The organism is Sphingomonas faeni (genome assembly GCF_030817315.1).
GTDB classification, from domain to species: Bacteria; Pseudomonadota; Alphaproteobacteria; order Sphingomonadales; family Sphingomonadaceae; genus Sphingomonas; species Sphingomonas faeni_C.
Genome location: NZ_JAUSZF010000003.1, coordinates 73,143 through 88,605 on the forward strand (window position 1 = coordinate 73,143; position 15,463 = coordinate 88,605).

Sequence of the window (15,463 nt, forward strand, 5' to 3'; positions counted from 1 at the left end):
GATGGCAAGACCGATATGATTCCGTCCGCGGCCAGCAAGCGCCGCATAGGACACGCCATCAACTGTAGTAGCGCAGTAGCTCATTTCCCGGAAGGTAAAGACGGACATTGATCGGAGACGCGCTCGGCGCGGGCTTCCGCTCGTTGACCGAAGTGATCAACACCACTACGGCCACGGGGCGCATGATGATGCAGATGGTCGGCAGCTTCGCCGAGTTCGAACGGGCGGTGATCCGTGAGCGCGCCAGCGCTGTCTTATAAAGCTAGAGCAGAAGTACGATTGGCGGGTGCCGGCGCAAGCTCGCCGACAAACAGCGTCAAGAGATCGCAGAGTCTGTGGTCTCCGGCCGCAAATCCGGCGCTGAGACGGCAAGGCTCTACGGCGCCAGCGAACCTAGCGTGTCACGTTGCAGCTACTACTCCCTGAAAGCATTCTCACGAAGCCGAGTGAACGGAGACAATATGTAAGCCATAACAGACCTTTTGTCTCCGATCAGGTTTACGTCTGCCGTCATGCCAGAACCGATCGCAAGTCGCTTGCCGTCCGGGCCCCTAAAATTTTGAGCGTCGGCCCGTACGCGTACGATGTAGTGGCTGTCGCCGGAGCGTTCATCCACTGTTGCGTCTGGCGATATGATAACAACCCGGCCGTCCATCCCGCCGTAGATGCCGGATTCATACGCAGTAATATTGATCTTGGCGTGCTGGCCAAGCCGAACGAAGGCGATGTCCTTGGGACTGACCATCGCTTCTACGGTGAGCGCATCAGCGGACGGCACGACTTCTACTATAGGTTGCCCAGCACCGATGCTTGCACCGACGGTAGAAACCAGAACCCGATTGACCTGCCCGCTGACCGGTGCCGATACCGTTGCTCGGCTAAGCCGGGCGGCCAGTGCTGGTACAGCCTGGCGCCGAGCACCCAGTTCTGCCTGCGCTGCAGCAAGTTCGGTACCCGCCTGCGCTCGCCATGCACCACGAACCTGCGAGAGCGAAGCGCGCGCCTCTGCAACGCCCGATTCCGCTCGCGCTATGCCAGCTGCTGCTTGTGCGGCATCGGTGCCAGAGACTGCCGCACTGCTTTCAAGCTGGATAAGAGTTATCTGCGGCTCGATCCCGCGTTCCACCAGAGGACGCATTAGATCAAGTTGCCGCCGTGCCGAATCCCGCGCGGAAACTCGGGACTGATAGGCGGCGCGCGCCTCCGCGACGGCCCGCGACGCTTGCGCTGCACGCGCAGCAGCAGCTGAGGTCAAACTGAAAAGATCGCTCATTCGGGCGGCGTGAAGCGAGCGCTCGATACTAATCTGTTCGGCAATTTCGGGGGTCGATGCGGCAGGATAGACTGGATCGCGGCCAGCAATTTCGGCTTGCAGCCGCGCGATCTTGGCGGCAAGCGCCGCTACCGTTGCTTCCGAACTGCCTAGTTCCGATCCTGCCTGGGTGCGATCGAGGCGGATCAAAGGCTGGCCGCGGCGAACGACGTCGCCAGCGCGCACCAGGATCTCCGAGACAATGCCACCTTCCAAATTGCTCAGCACTTGAAGCCGGTTGGACGGCACTACTCGACCACTGGCATGAACTGTGCGGTCGAGCTTCACCACGATCGCCCAGATCACAAAGATCGTGACGAAGCCAATGATGAGCCAGAGAAGAAGGTTGGAAACGGCTTTGGGTTTAATCCTGTCGGCCAAATCTTCGAGGTGCGTGTGGTGCGCTGTGTCGGTCATATCTGGCCTCTTACGCGACTGCACGGGGGCGCTGGAGTTCCTTCAGCACCGCGTCACGCGGGCCATCTTGCGACACACGGCCGTTTTCCACCACGACAATCCGTTCGACGAGGCGCAGCAACGCAGGCCGATGCGTAATGAGCACGAAGGTCCGCCCCTGGAGTTCGGTTTCCAGTCGTCCGATCAGTTGAGCTTCGCTGGCTTGGTCCATAGCGCTGGTAGGCTCGTCGAACACAATGATCTGAGGTCTGCCGGCAAGGGCTCGGGCAAGAGAAATCGCCTGACGCTGCCCACCCGACAATCCCTCGCCACGGTCGGTGAGTTGAAGGTCGTAGCCGTTAGCAATCCGCCCCATAAAACTATGAGTACCCGATAATTCGGCGACACGGAGCATCTCGACGTCGTCGATTTTGTCACGAGCGAGCATGATATTGTCTCGGACGCTTCCAGAAAGCAGTACCGGCTCCTGAAGAGCGGTGCCGATCAATCCGCGCATTACCGAGGGATCGTATTGGCGAATGTCGGTTCCGTCGATCATCACCAGGCCCTCCTGCGGCGGATAGAGGCCGAGAATAAGGCGCGCTATCGTTGATTTACCCGATCCGACTCTGCCCAACAGTGCGACACGCTGACCCGCCGGGATAACAAGGTTCAATCCCGCAAGCGTCTTCTCTGCAGCACCTGGATAGCCAAACTCGACCCCGCGTAGCTCGATACGACCGTCGAACTTACTGGGGCGCAGAGCACCGGTGCCTGGTTCCTCAGACCCGGTCTCCATCATGCCATTGATCTGTTTGTAAGCGGTACGCGTCGATGACAGGCGCGAGAGCAGCGCCGCGATGGTCGCGAGCGGTTGCACTGCCCGCCCGGACAGAATTGAACAGGCGACCAGAGCGCCGGTGGTAAGCCGATGGTCAGCGATGAGAAACACGCCAGCGACCACTGTTCCCGCATAAGAGAGGGTGTTGGCCGACGCCGCCACCGTTGTTGCGATTGTCGACACCAGCCGCTGACGCGTCGAGCTATCGCCATGCGCGACGTTTGCGCGGCTCCAACGCCGCCCGAGCAAACGTCCGGCCCCGGAGGTCTTGACCATTTCCAATGCGCCTATGGTTTCAACCAACACGCTTTGCTTGGACAGTCCTTCGCTCATTGCCTTCGCCGAGAGCCGATCAAGGGCTGGGCGGGTCAGCCATCCGGCACCCACCACGATTGGAATTGCGGCAAGCGGTACCCAGACCAGCGGTCCCCCCAGTATCGCAATGAACACTAGGGTCACGATGATGAAGGGCACGTCGACCAGTGCCGTCATGGTTGCGGAGGCAAAGAAGTCTCGCAGCGTTTCCAGCTCTCGCATCATGCCCGTCAGGGCTCCGGTTGAGCCTTTCTTCTGGTCAAGCCGGATTGCAACCAGCCGTCGAAAAACTCGGCTACCCACGTCATGATCGATGTCAGCGCCGGCAAGATCCGTAAAATAGGCGCGCAGAATACGGAGTAGAAAGTCGAAGACGACGACGACAAGCAGCCCGATCGACAGAGCGACCAAGGAGCTGACGGCGTTGTTCGGCACGACACGGTCGTACACCGTCATCGTGAAGAGCGAGGTGATAAGCCCAAAAATATTCACCATCGCTGCAGCGAGAGCGACCTTCATGTAGGTCGCCTTGTTGCGAAGCATCGGCTCTGTTAGCCACGGCGCGAAGCGTGGGCGGGGGTGCTCAACCAAGTCAGTTGATCTGCTCATCGTGAGTCCAGCGTTGCAGGGTCGATGCCAAGTGCCGGCAGTAACCGGCCAGTACGGGCGAGAAGGGCATATCGAGCACTGTCGAGCTCGATCACGGTCTGGATATAGCGAGCCGCGACCCCGAAATAGTTGTTTTCGGCATTCAGCAACTCGAAAAGCGTTCCGCGGGCAACCCGGAACCGTTCGGCCAGCACGTCTCGAGACCGGCGGCTTGCGATGTAGTTGGTCTCGATCGCTCCGCGTGCGCCCTCCAACGCGGTGATATCGGACAGCGCAATTTCGGCATCGCGCTGGGCGTCGATACGGGTGCGCCGCAACCGCGCATCGGCACCATTAGCGCGTGCCGCCGCTTGGCGCATGCGCTCTGCCGCACCCCCGCCGAGCCGCATCGACAAGGTAATACTCCCGCGGATATCATAGTCCCGCTCGGTTTCGATGATACCGTACCGGCCCGCGTCAAGGCCGGCCGACAGCTGAGGCAGCTGATCAGAGCGAAGCGCACGCGCTTCAAGCCGCGCGGCGTCCACGCCCAGTTTTGCAGCGCGTACTGTTGGCAGGCGATCAACATCGTCGGGAAGTCCGGCGTGTGTGATCGCACCGAGGGCCGGGACGGGCGCCCGGCCAAGGTCGCGGGGAGGGGAGGATCCGATCACCGCCGTATATTGGGCTTCAGCGCTCATTAGAAGACGACGGAAGTCGACAGCTTGGGCATCGGCCGAAGCAATATACCCATCGACCTGCGCGATGTCGCCAGGGGCTGCGGCACCCTGCATGATGCGACCTTCGAGCGCCACGCGCAGGTCCCGCTGACTGGCCGTGAACGCATCGGCAAGCCGTACCAAGACACGGTAGCCGTAGACCTGATACCAGGCTGCTACAGCTCTCAATGCGACCTGCGTACCAGTATCTTCCACGGCTGTGCGTGCCGCCTCGAGCCGCGCCTCACCTGCGCGGACGCGGCTGAGGCTCGAGCCCCAGTCCACCACGGGTTGCTGCACCCGGATGAGCCCGTCGGTTCGACCGCGCGGGCGCGAGCGTTCGAGCACGTTGCCGGGGTCGTTCGAAAAAGCGCGGCTTAAAATCTGAAAACTGGACACAGACACGTCCGCGGTTGGCAGCCTTCGCGCCTTGGCTTCGTCGCGGACAGCGTCCGCCTCCTCGACTAGCGCGAGGGACTCGTCCAGCGCCGGGTTGCGGCGCACCGCTTCGGCAACTGCGGCACGAAATGGTACGGGATCGATAGAACTTCGGGCCAGACGCAATACCGGATCGGTCGCTGGATCAATCCGCAGCGGGTCTGGGGCAGGGGCAGGCAGTCCCCCCTCGAATGTACGGCGAAGCACAGGAAGAGGCTGGGTTGAAGCAGAGTGCGTCGCGGGCGACCGAACAGGAGCATTCGCGATGGGATCGTTCGTAGTAGGGATAGGCAGCAGCGGACTTTGCTGAGGAGGCGTGGTCGGTGCGGGTACAGAACTTGCCGGCAACATCGGAGAGGGCAGCATCGGCGAAGCCGGAAGCGGGCGCGGCGTTGCTCCTTGTTGCGGATCTATCACAAGGGAGCCGGGCGGCGTCGTAACGACTTGCGCGACCGCTACGGGTGCGACCGTGATCGCTAACCCGCCAAGAATGATGGCGTGTCCTATGCGGCGCTTGCTGGCCGCGGACGGAATCATATCGGTCTTGCCATCGCACTGTCGCATAAAGTCGCTGTTCGTATTACGGCCGAAAGAGGTCGACAGGTAAAAATAGGACCGGCGCAGAAGCTTCCTTCCGCGCCGGTCAAACCACAGTTTTTAGTAACTGTGGGTTTCGGCTCTACGTGTGTGGGACCGACTAGGCGATAATGAGCGTGTTGGTTTCGAAAGCCGTGACGTCAGGGGCAACAAGCCACCCCTCACCATGGAACAGCGGCGTATCATGATGGCCTGTGTTGGTATCAACGAACGCAGCGGTAGGGACGGTCGTATCTGCTGAAACTGCAACTAGCGCCGCGGGAGCAATGACTGCAGCGCCGGGTCCAAGTGCCCGGCCCTCCGCATAGCCGTACGTAACGTAGTGGCGGGCCAGTGCCTCTTGATCGGTACCAAACGCGGCAGCTAGATCAACGTTGGCTGCCGCATACGCGACCGCGTCAAAGCTGGTCGCCCGGCCTTCGTCAGCGCCAAACCGGATGTAGTGCTCTGCTGCTGCCGTCTCATTGGCACCATACGTCTGGATAAGATCGCTATAGGAGGCAAGATAGGTCCAGCCATCGAAAGTGACGTCACGGTTCTCGGTTGCGCCGTACTCAATGAAGTGCCGTGCCCCAGCAGTTGCGTCGGTGCCGAAGGTTAGACGCAGGTCGCTCCACGAAGCGATGTAGTCGAGCGCGTTGAACGACAATGACCGGCCTTCGGTAAAGCCGTACTGTAAGAAGTGCTCCTGCCCCGCAGCGGCATCCGTGCCGTAGACAGCACGCAAGTCACTCCAACCAGCGATATAGCTCAATCCGTCAAACGCGGCTGTGCCTGTCAACACGGTCGACCAGGATTGGGCCGCCGTAAAGCCGAAGGCACCCTGCTCGATACCCGAAACCTCGGTCGCACCGCGGGCGGTTACCAAGAATGTATGGCCGTCGGCGTTGAGCACGTGATAGTCTGACTGCACCCCACCCAGCATCAATGTATCGATACCGCTGCCGCCATCGATCCGGTCGAAGCCCGCATCCGGCTTGATACCGGCAGTGCCGGTGACCGTAACGATGGTGTCATCGCCTGCGCCGCCTGCCAGAACGTTGTTGCCGGCATTGCCGAGTATATAGTTCGCGCCATCATTGCCGGTCGCGTTGATGGCCGCAGTGCCGGTCAGCACCAGATTCTCCAGATCGGCACCGAGCACGTAACTGATGCTCGACATCACTGTATCGATACCACTGCCGCCGAATTCGCTGATTTGATCGCCCACATTGTCGATCACGTAACGATCGTCGCCCGCCCCGCCATTCAGGAAGTCTACGCCCATCCCGCCGTCAAGCAAGTCATTGCCCTCGCCCCCGAACAGCTGGTCCGAACCAATCCCGCCGTACAGCCTGTCGTTGCCTGCAGACCCGAACAGCTGGTCGTCGCCAGCACCGCCTTGGACGGTGTTGTCGGTCGCATCGCCAATAAACAGATCGTTGCCCGACCCTAGGATCGCGATCTCGAAGCCCGAAACCTGGTCGATGCCCCCCTGCGTGCCGGCATTCACCTGACCTGAAGCCAGGTTGATCTGCACCGTATCAGTCAGGTCGCCATAGAACAAAGTATCGATGCCAGCACCGCCGATCAGGAGGTCATTCCCCGCACCGCCAGAGACATAATCGTTGCCCGCGCCTGCATCGATGGTGTTGGCACCTGTGTCGCCAGTCATAGCGTCGTCGAACGCCGAGCCCACAAGACCTTCGATCCCGCTGAGGATGTCGAAGCTTCCCCCGGCAACCTGTGCGCCCCCGAGGCTGAGGTTCGCCGTCACGCCTGCCAGTGCATCACTATACGAGGCCGTGTCGCTTCCGGTACCGCCGATAAGGGTGTTGTTGCCGAGACCGCCGTGCAGCATATCGTCGCCATCGCCACCGTTCAACGTATCGTTGCCAACGCCGCCGTCGAGGCGGTTGGCCCCAGCGTCTCCGGTCAAATTGTCATCGAAGACCGACCCGATCAGGTTCTCAACTCCACTGATGGTATCGGAGCCGGCACCGGTCGCCTGCGCGCCGGTAAGGCCGAGACTGACCGTCACGCCGAGGGCTGCATCGGTGTAGCTCGCCGTGTCGTTTCCGGCACCGCCGATCAGGGTGTCGTCGCCGGTCCCGCCGATCAGCACGTCGTCGCCATCACCACCGTCCAGTGTGTCGTTGCCGGCCAGGCCGATTAGTACGTCGTTGCCGCCCATGCCGCTGAGGACATCGTTGCCAGTGGCGCCCGTGAGGGTCTCGTCGGTGGCGAAGCCCGTCAGCACCAGGCTGCCGATGAACCCGTCGAAGTTGAAGGCCGTGAACCCGCCCGTGTAGCCGTTGCTGATCGCAAATATGGTCGTGAAGCTGTTGGTGACGCCCGCGCCGTCGCGGTCGCTCTGGAGCAGCAGATCTGTTCCCGACTGGACCAGACGCAGATTGCCGCTGGCAAAGGCGTTGCTGTTGGCGGTGTAACCGGTCAGCCCCAAGTTCAGAAAGCTGCTCAGTTCGAACCGGTCGCCGGTATTGCCCCGCTCAAAGTCCGTCACGCGGTTGGTTCGAGTCGTCGTGGCCACGTCGGTCGAGGAGCCGGCGGTGGCACCAACACCCAACTGGATGGTGTCCGCACCAGCGCCCAGCGTGAGTTGGTAGTTGTTGACGGTGGATGCACCGCGCATGCTGATGCTGACGATGTCGGCACCGGTTCCTGCGTCGATCGTGGCGCTGGCGACGCCGGTCAGGATGATGCGGTCGTTCCCTTCACCACCCACGACATTGACGACATCGAGGTTGCGATCGTTGGAGGTCGCACCCGGGGCCAGGTAGGTGGCGGTCGAGAGACCGACCGCAATCGCGGCCGGTGCCGCGGTGACCGTACCGCCGCGGAGTTCGATAAAGTCGTTGCCGTCGCCACCGTCCATGGTGATGTTGGTCGCTACGGCTGCGGCTGCACGCGTCACGAAAATGCTGTCGTTCCCGCCATAGCCGAACAGCGAGTCCGTCTGACCGAGCGCAGTCGTGGCGGCCACCCCGGTGTCGGTGATCAGGTTGAAGTCGTCATTGCCGCGCAACGTGTCGCCGTAGCTCGATCCGGCCAGGTATTCGATGTCGACCAGGGTATCGACACCCTCGCCACCGGTGTCCTGCGCCACGCCCTGGATCCGGAGATCGACGTTCACGCCCGCCGTCGCGTTCACATAGGTGGCGGTGTCCAGGCCCTCGCCGCCGTTTAGAATATCGTCGCCCAGTCCACCGGACAGGGTGTCGTTGCCAAACCAGCCGTCGAGCCGGTCATTGCCCTGATTGCCGACCAGCGTGTCTGCGCTACCGCTGCCGCGCACGACGTCGTCGCCGAGACCACCGCGGAAGATCACGCGCTCGATGCTCGTGAAGGAGCCGCTTTGGACGCCGTTGACCGTAATCGCGCTATTGCCGGCCAAGTTGGCGAGATCGAAGCTGATCGCACCGGTGTGATCAGTGTAATAGGCGTAGGCAGTATCGCTGCCGTCGCCACCATCGAACGTGTCGTCGCCGCCGTCGTTGGTGAAGACGGTGGTCAACCCGGCCGCACTCCCGCTGGCGATGCCGCCCACCAGGGTATCGTCGCCGTCGCCACCGCGCAGGATGTCGTTGCCCATGCCGCCAATGAGGCTGTCGTTACCGGCCCCACCCTCAAGCACGTCGTTACCGTCGGCGGTCGTCGCCCCGGTGTTGAACGTGTTGACATAGTCCCCGAAGATTACGTCGTTGCCGGCATTGCCGACAAGGGTATCAGCACCACCACCGCCGACTAGGAAATCAGCGACCGAGCCGCCGACCAGACGGTTTGCCGCCGTATCGCTGCCCGTGAGCACGTTGGCGAACCCGACCGCACCGATTACGTTCTCCATGTTGGTGATCGTGTCGCGGCCCCCGAAGGTTCCGACCGTCTGGGCGACGATGGTGTTCAGGTTGACCGAGACCGTCGACGTCGAGGCGGAATAGTCGATGGTATCCGACCCGGCCGCGCCATCATAAATGTCGGCACCGCCGCCATCGAAGACGATGTTGTCGTTGGCATCGCCCGTAATCGTATCCGCACCAGAGCCGGTACGGACGTTCTCGAAGCCGACGATGATGTCGTTGCCGACGCCTGTAGCCTGCGCCGCCTGAACGTTCAGGTCGACCGTCACGCCCGTCGTGCCGCTGAAGGACACGGTGTCTATCCCTGCGCCGCCGTTGAGCACGTCGTCGCCAAGGCCACCGTCGATCACGTTAGCGTTGCCGTCGCCCGCCAGGACGTCGTTCCCGTCGCCACCGGTCAAATTCTCGATGTTGCGCAAGGCAGCGATTTGCACACCACCAACGGTGGCAACGCTGTCCGTTGCACCGTTAAGCGAGGCCGTCACGCCGGCGGTGTAGCTCGCGAACGACGCGGTATCCGATCCGGCGCCACCGTCCAGCAGGTCTACCGTGCCGCCGGCGTTTGCACCTGGGTTGAGGGTGTCGTCACCATCGCCGCCCGACAGCACGTTCTCGGCAGCATCGCCTGTGAGCGTGTCGTTAAAGGCCGAACCTTGAAGGTTCTGGAAGCCGCTGAGCGTGTCTATGCCCGCGATTCCGGTATTCTGTACGGTACCTTGCAAAGCGAGGCTTACAGCCACTCCGGCCGTGGCGCCTGCATAGGACGCGGTGTCGTTACCAGCTCCGCCGACCAGCGTGTCGTTACCGAGCCCGCCTTCGATGACGTTGGCGTCGGCGTTGCCGATCAGCATGTCGTCGAGCCGCGAACCGATCAGGTTCTCGATACCGGTCAGCGTGTCGTTCCCTGCCGCAACGGTGTTCTGTGCTGCGCCCTGCAGGTTTAGGTCGACCGTAACGCCGGTCGCCGTGGTGCTGTTTGCCGTCACGAACGACGCAGTGTCATTACCGTTGCCGCCATTCAGGATGTCGTTAGCGATCGTTCCCTGCAGGTAGTCGTTCCCCTCTCCGCCGTCGGCCACGAGACTGCTGGTATTGTTGGTCGTGAAGATGGTCGATCCGGCCGCACCCTGAAGCGAGATATTTAGCTGGTATGTTTGACCCGCCAGCATCGGCTGGGCGACCGCCGAAGACGTATAGCGGCCGACGCGGATGTAGTAGGTTCCCGCCGCAGCGAACGTGTAGGTGATATAGGCGTCGTCGTTGAAGCTCGTGCCCGGATCGCCCGGACCCGTATCGTTGGTGGCCAGCAAGGTCCCGGCGCCGTCGACCAACTCGATGATGCTGTCGTCCAGCGAGCCGGTGCCGTCGATGTCGAAGATAGCCTGAGCGCCCGCCGCGGTTACGTCCACGCGGTAGTATTCCAAAGCGCCCCCCGCGGCGGTGGCGTTGATGGTCGCATGCGGGATCGTGGTCGAATTGGTAATGTTGGCATTGGCATCGATATCGTAGGCGCCGGCCGTATCCACCGCAGTGGCAATGCTGCCGTTGTTGGCGGTCTGCGGCTTGGTGATGTCGGCCTTCGACGGTGCGGACTCAGGCGTCACGACGAAGCTTGTAGTAACAGTGAAGCCACCACCGATCAGACGGTCGTTGCCGGCGCCGCCAATCAGGGTATCTGCTCCCGATGCACCACCGCTGAGGATGTTATCCTGGCTGTTGCCGGTCAGCGTGTCGTTGCCGATCGTACCTCCGATATTCTCGATGTTGCGCAGCGTGTCGGTCTCGCCGTCATGGCTGACGATGACGTCCGCGCCGGTATCGTTCAGGGTGACGGTCACGCCGGTAGTGTTGGTGAAGATAACCGCGTCGCTGCCGGCACCGCCGTCGAGGATGTTGTTGGCAGTGTTGCCAACGAGGACGTCGTTGCCAGCGCCCCCCTTGACGTTCTCGATGAGTGAACGCGTGTCGTTGTTGTAGAGCAGCGACATGGCGATGTTGCCGGGCGCGAGCGACGTCAGGCCCTGATAGGCCAGGCTGTTGGCCAGCTGCGACTGGTCGAACGTTGAGAACTCGCCCGGGCGCAGATCGACCGTGATCCCATTGGAATAGTTGCTGGCATCAATTGTGTCGTTACCGCCTCCATCCCAGACGGTGAGGAAGATTTTGTTACCCGACGGTGCGCCCTGGCCGACGCCGTTAATGAACATCTCGCCGGTCGTCTGGCTGAAGGTGTAGACGCTGTCGCCCGCATTGGTCGTATAGTTGGCGCCGTACATGTACTGGAGAGCGGCCAGATCATACTGCATGTAGGTCTGCGGCTGGTTGATCTTCTCGCCGGCGAAGTTGCTGTTGGTGAACGGCGCCGGCGTATAGGTCATCAGCGACCAGGCTTGCCCGTCGCGGTCCGGGGTTAGCGACTGGGTACCGTAGCGCGGCGCGCCGCCAAAATAGAAGGACAGATCGCTGTTCGTGTAGTCCTGATGCCCGTGCTTTAGCCCCATCGTATGGCCGATCTCGTGCATCATGGTGGCGTAGCCCCACGTGCCCTTGAAGGCGAGGTCGTAATAGGGCTGGTTGGTACGGCCGAACCAGATGTCGCCCGAAAGGCCGCGCGTGTCGGACGGGAAGTTGCCGTAAGCCGATCCCACGTCGTTGTCTGCGCTCTGCGAGATGCGGATGTTCGCGTGAACCGTGTCCGTATCGGTAATCTCCTGGAACGTCAGGCCGGTTGCAGCCGAGAGCTGGGCGAAGGATGCGCGCGCTGCTGTCTGCTGCTGCGTGCCCAGGTCGACATGATAGAGGCTGACGCCGTTGGTGTCATAGCCGCTGCCGTTATAGTTCGAGCCCGATGTCGGGAAGCTGTAGGTAAGGTTCAGGATACCCCATTTGGACCCGATGAGGGTGGCATCGACGTTGCGATTGCCCGTGAAGAAATGACTTCCGTCCGGATTGGTGCCGAGAGGCAGCAACTCGCCGATGTTGTTGCCTTCCGGATTGGCACCGGTCGGGTCTACGCTCTTCGGGTTGGCACCGTCGACGCCGTCCTTTGTTTCGCGCAAGCCCTGGCAGGCAGCGCAGTTGCAGCCGTCCATGATCGTCAGATGGTCGATTTCGGCCAGTGGGTCCCAAGTGCCAACACCCATAGCGCCGTCGGTCAAGGGGGTGATGTTTGCTACCGGTTCGTAGGAGGCGATAACTACCTCGTTGCCAGGCAGGTTTTCGGCATGCGACCGTGGATCCTGGGAACCAATGACATTATCATCTGCAGGCTTGATATTGCCGAGGCCCAAAATGCTCATCTATGCTTCCCCTGTTTGGCACGATTATGTCGTTCTTGTTGATCAAACGCATTAACACGATCGCATCCGATCAAGATCACCGCATGCGCGGCACCTTGATTCGTTCATATTATTTTCATAGTTTCACAGCGTGCCGATATCGGCAAGGGCTAGTACGTTCATTTTGGCGGGAAGCGTCTGAAACGCTTAAAAAAACTTGGGCGGTGGTCGGCGAAGCTTTACCTGCAAAACAAGTTGCAGACAGCCGGAATTGATTATGAACTGTCATGTTAGCTGCCGCCCGCCCTCTCATGCCTAACATACCGAAGCATATGCCGGCCCACTCGTGACTCACGGACGCGGTTGGCGTATCACAGAGTCTAGTTAGTCGAAGGAGAACGCGGTGCTCCGCATTTTACTTTCATGTTCTTCGGCGCTCGCTGTATGGACGCCTTCACTTCAGGACGCGGGCATGCGCAAATCGGGTTCGATTTCACGAACGGCCATTCGGGATACAAACGAAGCAAGGCTGGAAGAGGGGGGGGGCGTCAATTTGGGTTCGACCGGACAGGACGCTATTAGCCGCGCACCTGCCGCTCAAGGCCCCATTCTAAAGCCGACTTCGGCATCTGAAAATTCGGTTGTCGCCGTCGCTGCGCAACTGGCTGACTTGTCCGCAGACGCCTTAGGGCGCCGGACGTTGTCGACGGCCTTTGTTATGGTCGGCCCTGATGGACATCTGACGATAGAATTGCGCAACGAACGCCTGCTAATCCTTCGAGATGTAGTTATGCGTGCAAAAGATTATTGCGGCGAGCTAGTACTGGGTAAATTGACCGGGAAACGATATTGTGGCCGTTATTCCGACATAGCTACGGCCCGACCTGGTGGCCCACCGGCAGTAGAAGGGCCCGATACGGCTCTATCTAGCTCAGTTGGGAACGCGGGCACTCTAGTTGCCAACTGAGGTATGTTACCGGATAGACTGGAAGATTTAGCCTGTGCATACGTCGCGTCAGCCAAAATATTGCTAACAAAAACAGTATAGATACATTTGCTTACATGATTTACTTCAAGTTATTAGGGACCAAATAAAATATTGGTATTTGATAGGGCGGCGGTTGCCTATTCCCGGTTATTATCTACCGTAAGTATAAGTTCCGGCGTTCGTAAGACCCTAAATGTCACTTATTTAATGGCGCCACGTGGTCTCATCAGGGCATTGCCCTGAGATGAGACTCTTGTTGGCGAACGCTAGCTTGGAATTTTCATCACCTGAACTGATCGACCGTTTCTTGATTTATCCGGTTTCGGTCCTGATCAACTATCCACCCCCATTTTGAGAAGTACCTTACCAAGCTCACGCAGGCATATCTAATCCTCGCAAATGAGGGTGTTGACTGACTTCTGTATTCGTGAATTACCACTTCGCTTGGGTTAAAAAGCGTCTTAGATACAGCATGTATTCGCCTAGATAAGTCAAGATCTTCGGCATAAAGAAAATACCTTTCATCGAAATAACCTATTTGGTCCAACACCGACCGACGACACATCATAAAACAACCAGATAGAAACGGGAATTCGGCAACCGAGTCATAATTCCAGCCGCTAAACTCATATCTATCGTTTTTAGATTTTGCCCACGTTGTGCCGCTTAGGAATCGCCTGGCTACAATATTCGCTGGGTCCGGCAAAAGTCTGCATAGGCGTTGTAATGATCCATCAGGGTAAATAACCTTAGGCATAGCCAATCCGGCGTCTAGATGCTTATCCATAAAGGCAACCATGCCGCCGATCGCATCATCTTTTACCTCAAGGTCGGTGTTCATAATCAGATTATAACGACATCTACCTTTGCTGGCAGATAAAGCGATATTATGACCCCGCCCATACCCGAGGTTAATATTCGTGGCTATAATAGTAACATCATCAGCCTCGATATCTGCCAATTCTATTGGCGGAGAGCTATTATCTATTAATACGATATGGAAGGATACAGCGCTTTTCCGAACCTGAGCTATGGATCGCCTGATTTCGTCTCTGCTGTTGCCAAATAAAACAAATGAAACACAAACATCAATATCTTCGGGAATTGACTGACTTGCTTGCGTCGCGATGTGATGGAACTTACTCAATTGATTGTATCCTGAGGCTTGGTTGTGCGATCGTTATACCGATCGTCATACTGGAAGTGGGGTGCTGGCGGATAGCGAAAAAAATGGATCGAGTCCGAGCAAACAAATAGCGCGGCCGTTCAAACGCATTGCCGTGGAAAAGGGACGGGTCTACATATCGAGAATGGTAACAGTAGCAATTACAGGCATTACAGGCCTGGCTGGGGGGCGTGTCGCGCACGCATTAAATGCGGCAGGTCATCGTGTCATTGGCATAAGCCGAACGGCATCGGGCGACGGAGCGGGAGGAATAATCCGTACTGTGGCAGATCTAACTGACGTAGTAAGTCTAACCGCAGCGCTGCACGGATGTGACGCGGTCTTTCATTTCGCTGATCGTGCCGACCGTAAGTCCTATGAAGAGGCCCACGTTGGGATCGCGGCTACCAATCTGACAGCAATCCGAGCTGCGTGTGAGGCTAATGGTATATCGCGCATTGTCGCGGCTAGCTCGATTTATGCCGAACGCCGTGACCGGCCAGACGATAGATACGTGCGGTCCAAAAAAGCCATGGAGGCGGCGGGGTTGGCCCCAATATCGGCGCCCCCAGCGTTGATCTTGCGACTGCCTCCTTTGCACGGTCAGGGGGCACGTGGAGCTGTGCGGCATATTGCGAACGCAGTCGCTAAAGGGTGGCCGCTGCCTTTCGCCGTCGCTAAGGCCCCCCGTCGCTTTCTTTCGCTAGACGCATTAGCTGACCTGTGCGTTCATTTGTTGCAGATTGATAATTCAATCTTTGCGCGAGCAGCCGGAAAAATTTGGGTACCCGTAAATGTACAGCAAGGAAGCCTCGCCGCCCTCACGCGTGCTTTCGGACAAGGGAAGGCAAGGCTGCTACCTGTCCCTTGGATTGATCGCATTCTTGGCGGACACGTATCTCGGCAACAACTCGAGAATGATCGTGACGCACTTGAGAATGCGATAGGATGGCAGGCAAAATATTAGCC

At 59.4% G+C, this 15,463-nt stretch carries 8 protein-coding genes; 3 read left to right on the plus strand and 5 right to left on the minus strand.

The genetic code is table 11. From position 1 onward, the window contains the following. Positions 1-107: 107 nt before the first annotated feature. Complete coding sequence (locus QFZ54_RS17865; protein ID WP_307089714.1) at positions 108-260, plus strand: recombinase family protein; 153 nt, start codon at positions 108-110, stop codon at positions 258-260. A gap of 155 nt (positions 261-415) precedes the next feature. Here the strand turns inward: QFZ54_RS17865 and QFZ54_RS17870 are convergent, their stop codons facing one another. From QFZ54_RS17870 to QFZ54_RS17885, 4 genes are all read right to left on the minus strand, one after another. Further along, positions 416-1,729, minus strand: a complete 1,314-nt coding sequence (locus QFZ54_RS17870; protein WP_307089715.1) for an HlyD family type I secretion periplasmic adaptor subunit — start codon at positions 1,727-1,729, stop codon at positions 416-418. 10 nt (positions 1,730-1,739) lie between these two features. Continuing rightward, entirely contained in the window at positions 1,740-3,407 is a 1,668-nt protein-coding gene (locus tag QFZ54_RS17875) for an ATP-binding cassette domain-containing protein (protein WP_307089718.1), read from the minus strand. Positions 3,408-3,469: 62 nt separating this feature from the next. Next, entirely contained in the window at positions 3,470-5,146 is a 1,677-nt protein-coding gene (locus tag QFZ54_RS17880; protein ID WP_307089720.1) for a TolC family protein, read from the minus strand. 160 nt (positions 5,147-5,306) lie between these two features. Further along, entirely contained in the window at positions 5,307-12,221 is a 6,915-nt protein-coding gene (locus QFZ54_RS17885) for a M10 family metallopeptidase C-terminal domain-containing protein (protein WP_307089722.1), read from the minus strand. A gap of 143 nt (positions 12,222-12,364) precedes the next feature. On the opposite strand from QFZ54_RS17885, the gene QFZ54_RS17890 reads away from it, so the two are divergent. Continuing rightward, positions 12,365-12,616: a hypothetical protein gene (locus tag QFZ54_RS17890; RefSeq protein WP_307089724.1), complete on the plus strand. Its 252-nt coding sequence runs from the start codon at positions 12,365-12,367 to the stop codon at positions 12,614-12,616. A gap of 996 nt (positions 12,617-13,612) precedes the next feature. Here QFZ54_RS17890 and QFZ54_RS17895 read toward each other — a convergent pair. Further along, positions 13,613-14,476 (minus strand): glycosyltransferase, encoded by an 864-nt coding sequence (locus QFZ54_RS17895; protein ID WP_307089726.1) that lies wholly within the window; start codon positions 14,474-14,476, stop codon positions 13,613-13,615. A gap of 163 nt (positions 14,477-14,639) precedes the next feature. Between QFZ54_RS17895 and QFZ54_RS20540 the strand changes: the two genes are divergently transcribed. Then, positions 14,640-15,461 (plus strand): NAD-dependent epimerase/dehydratase family protein, encoded by an 822-nt coding sequence (locus QFZ54_RS20540; protein ID WP_373458629.1) that lies wholly within the window; start codon positions 14,640-14,642, stop codon positions 15,459-15,461. Positions 15,462-15,463: the final 2 nt, after the last annotated feature.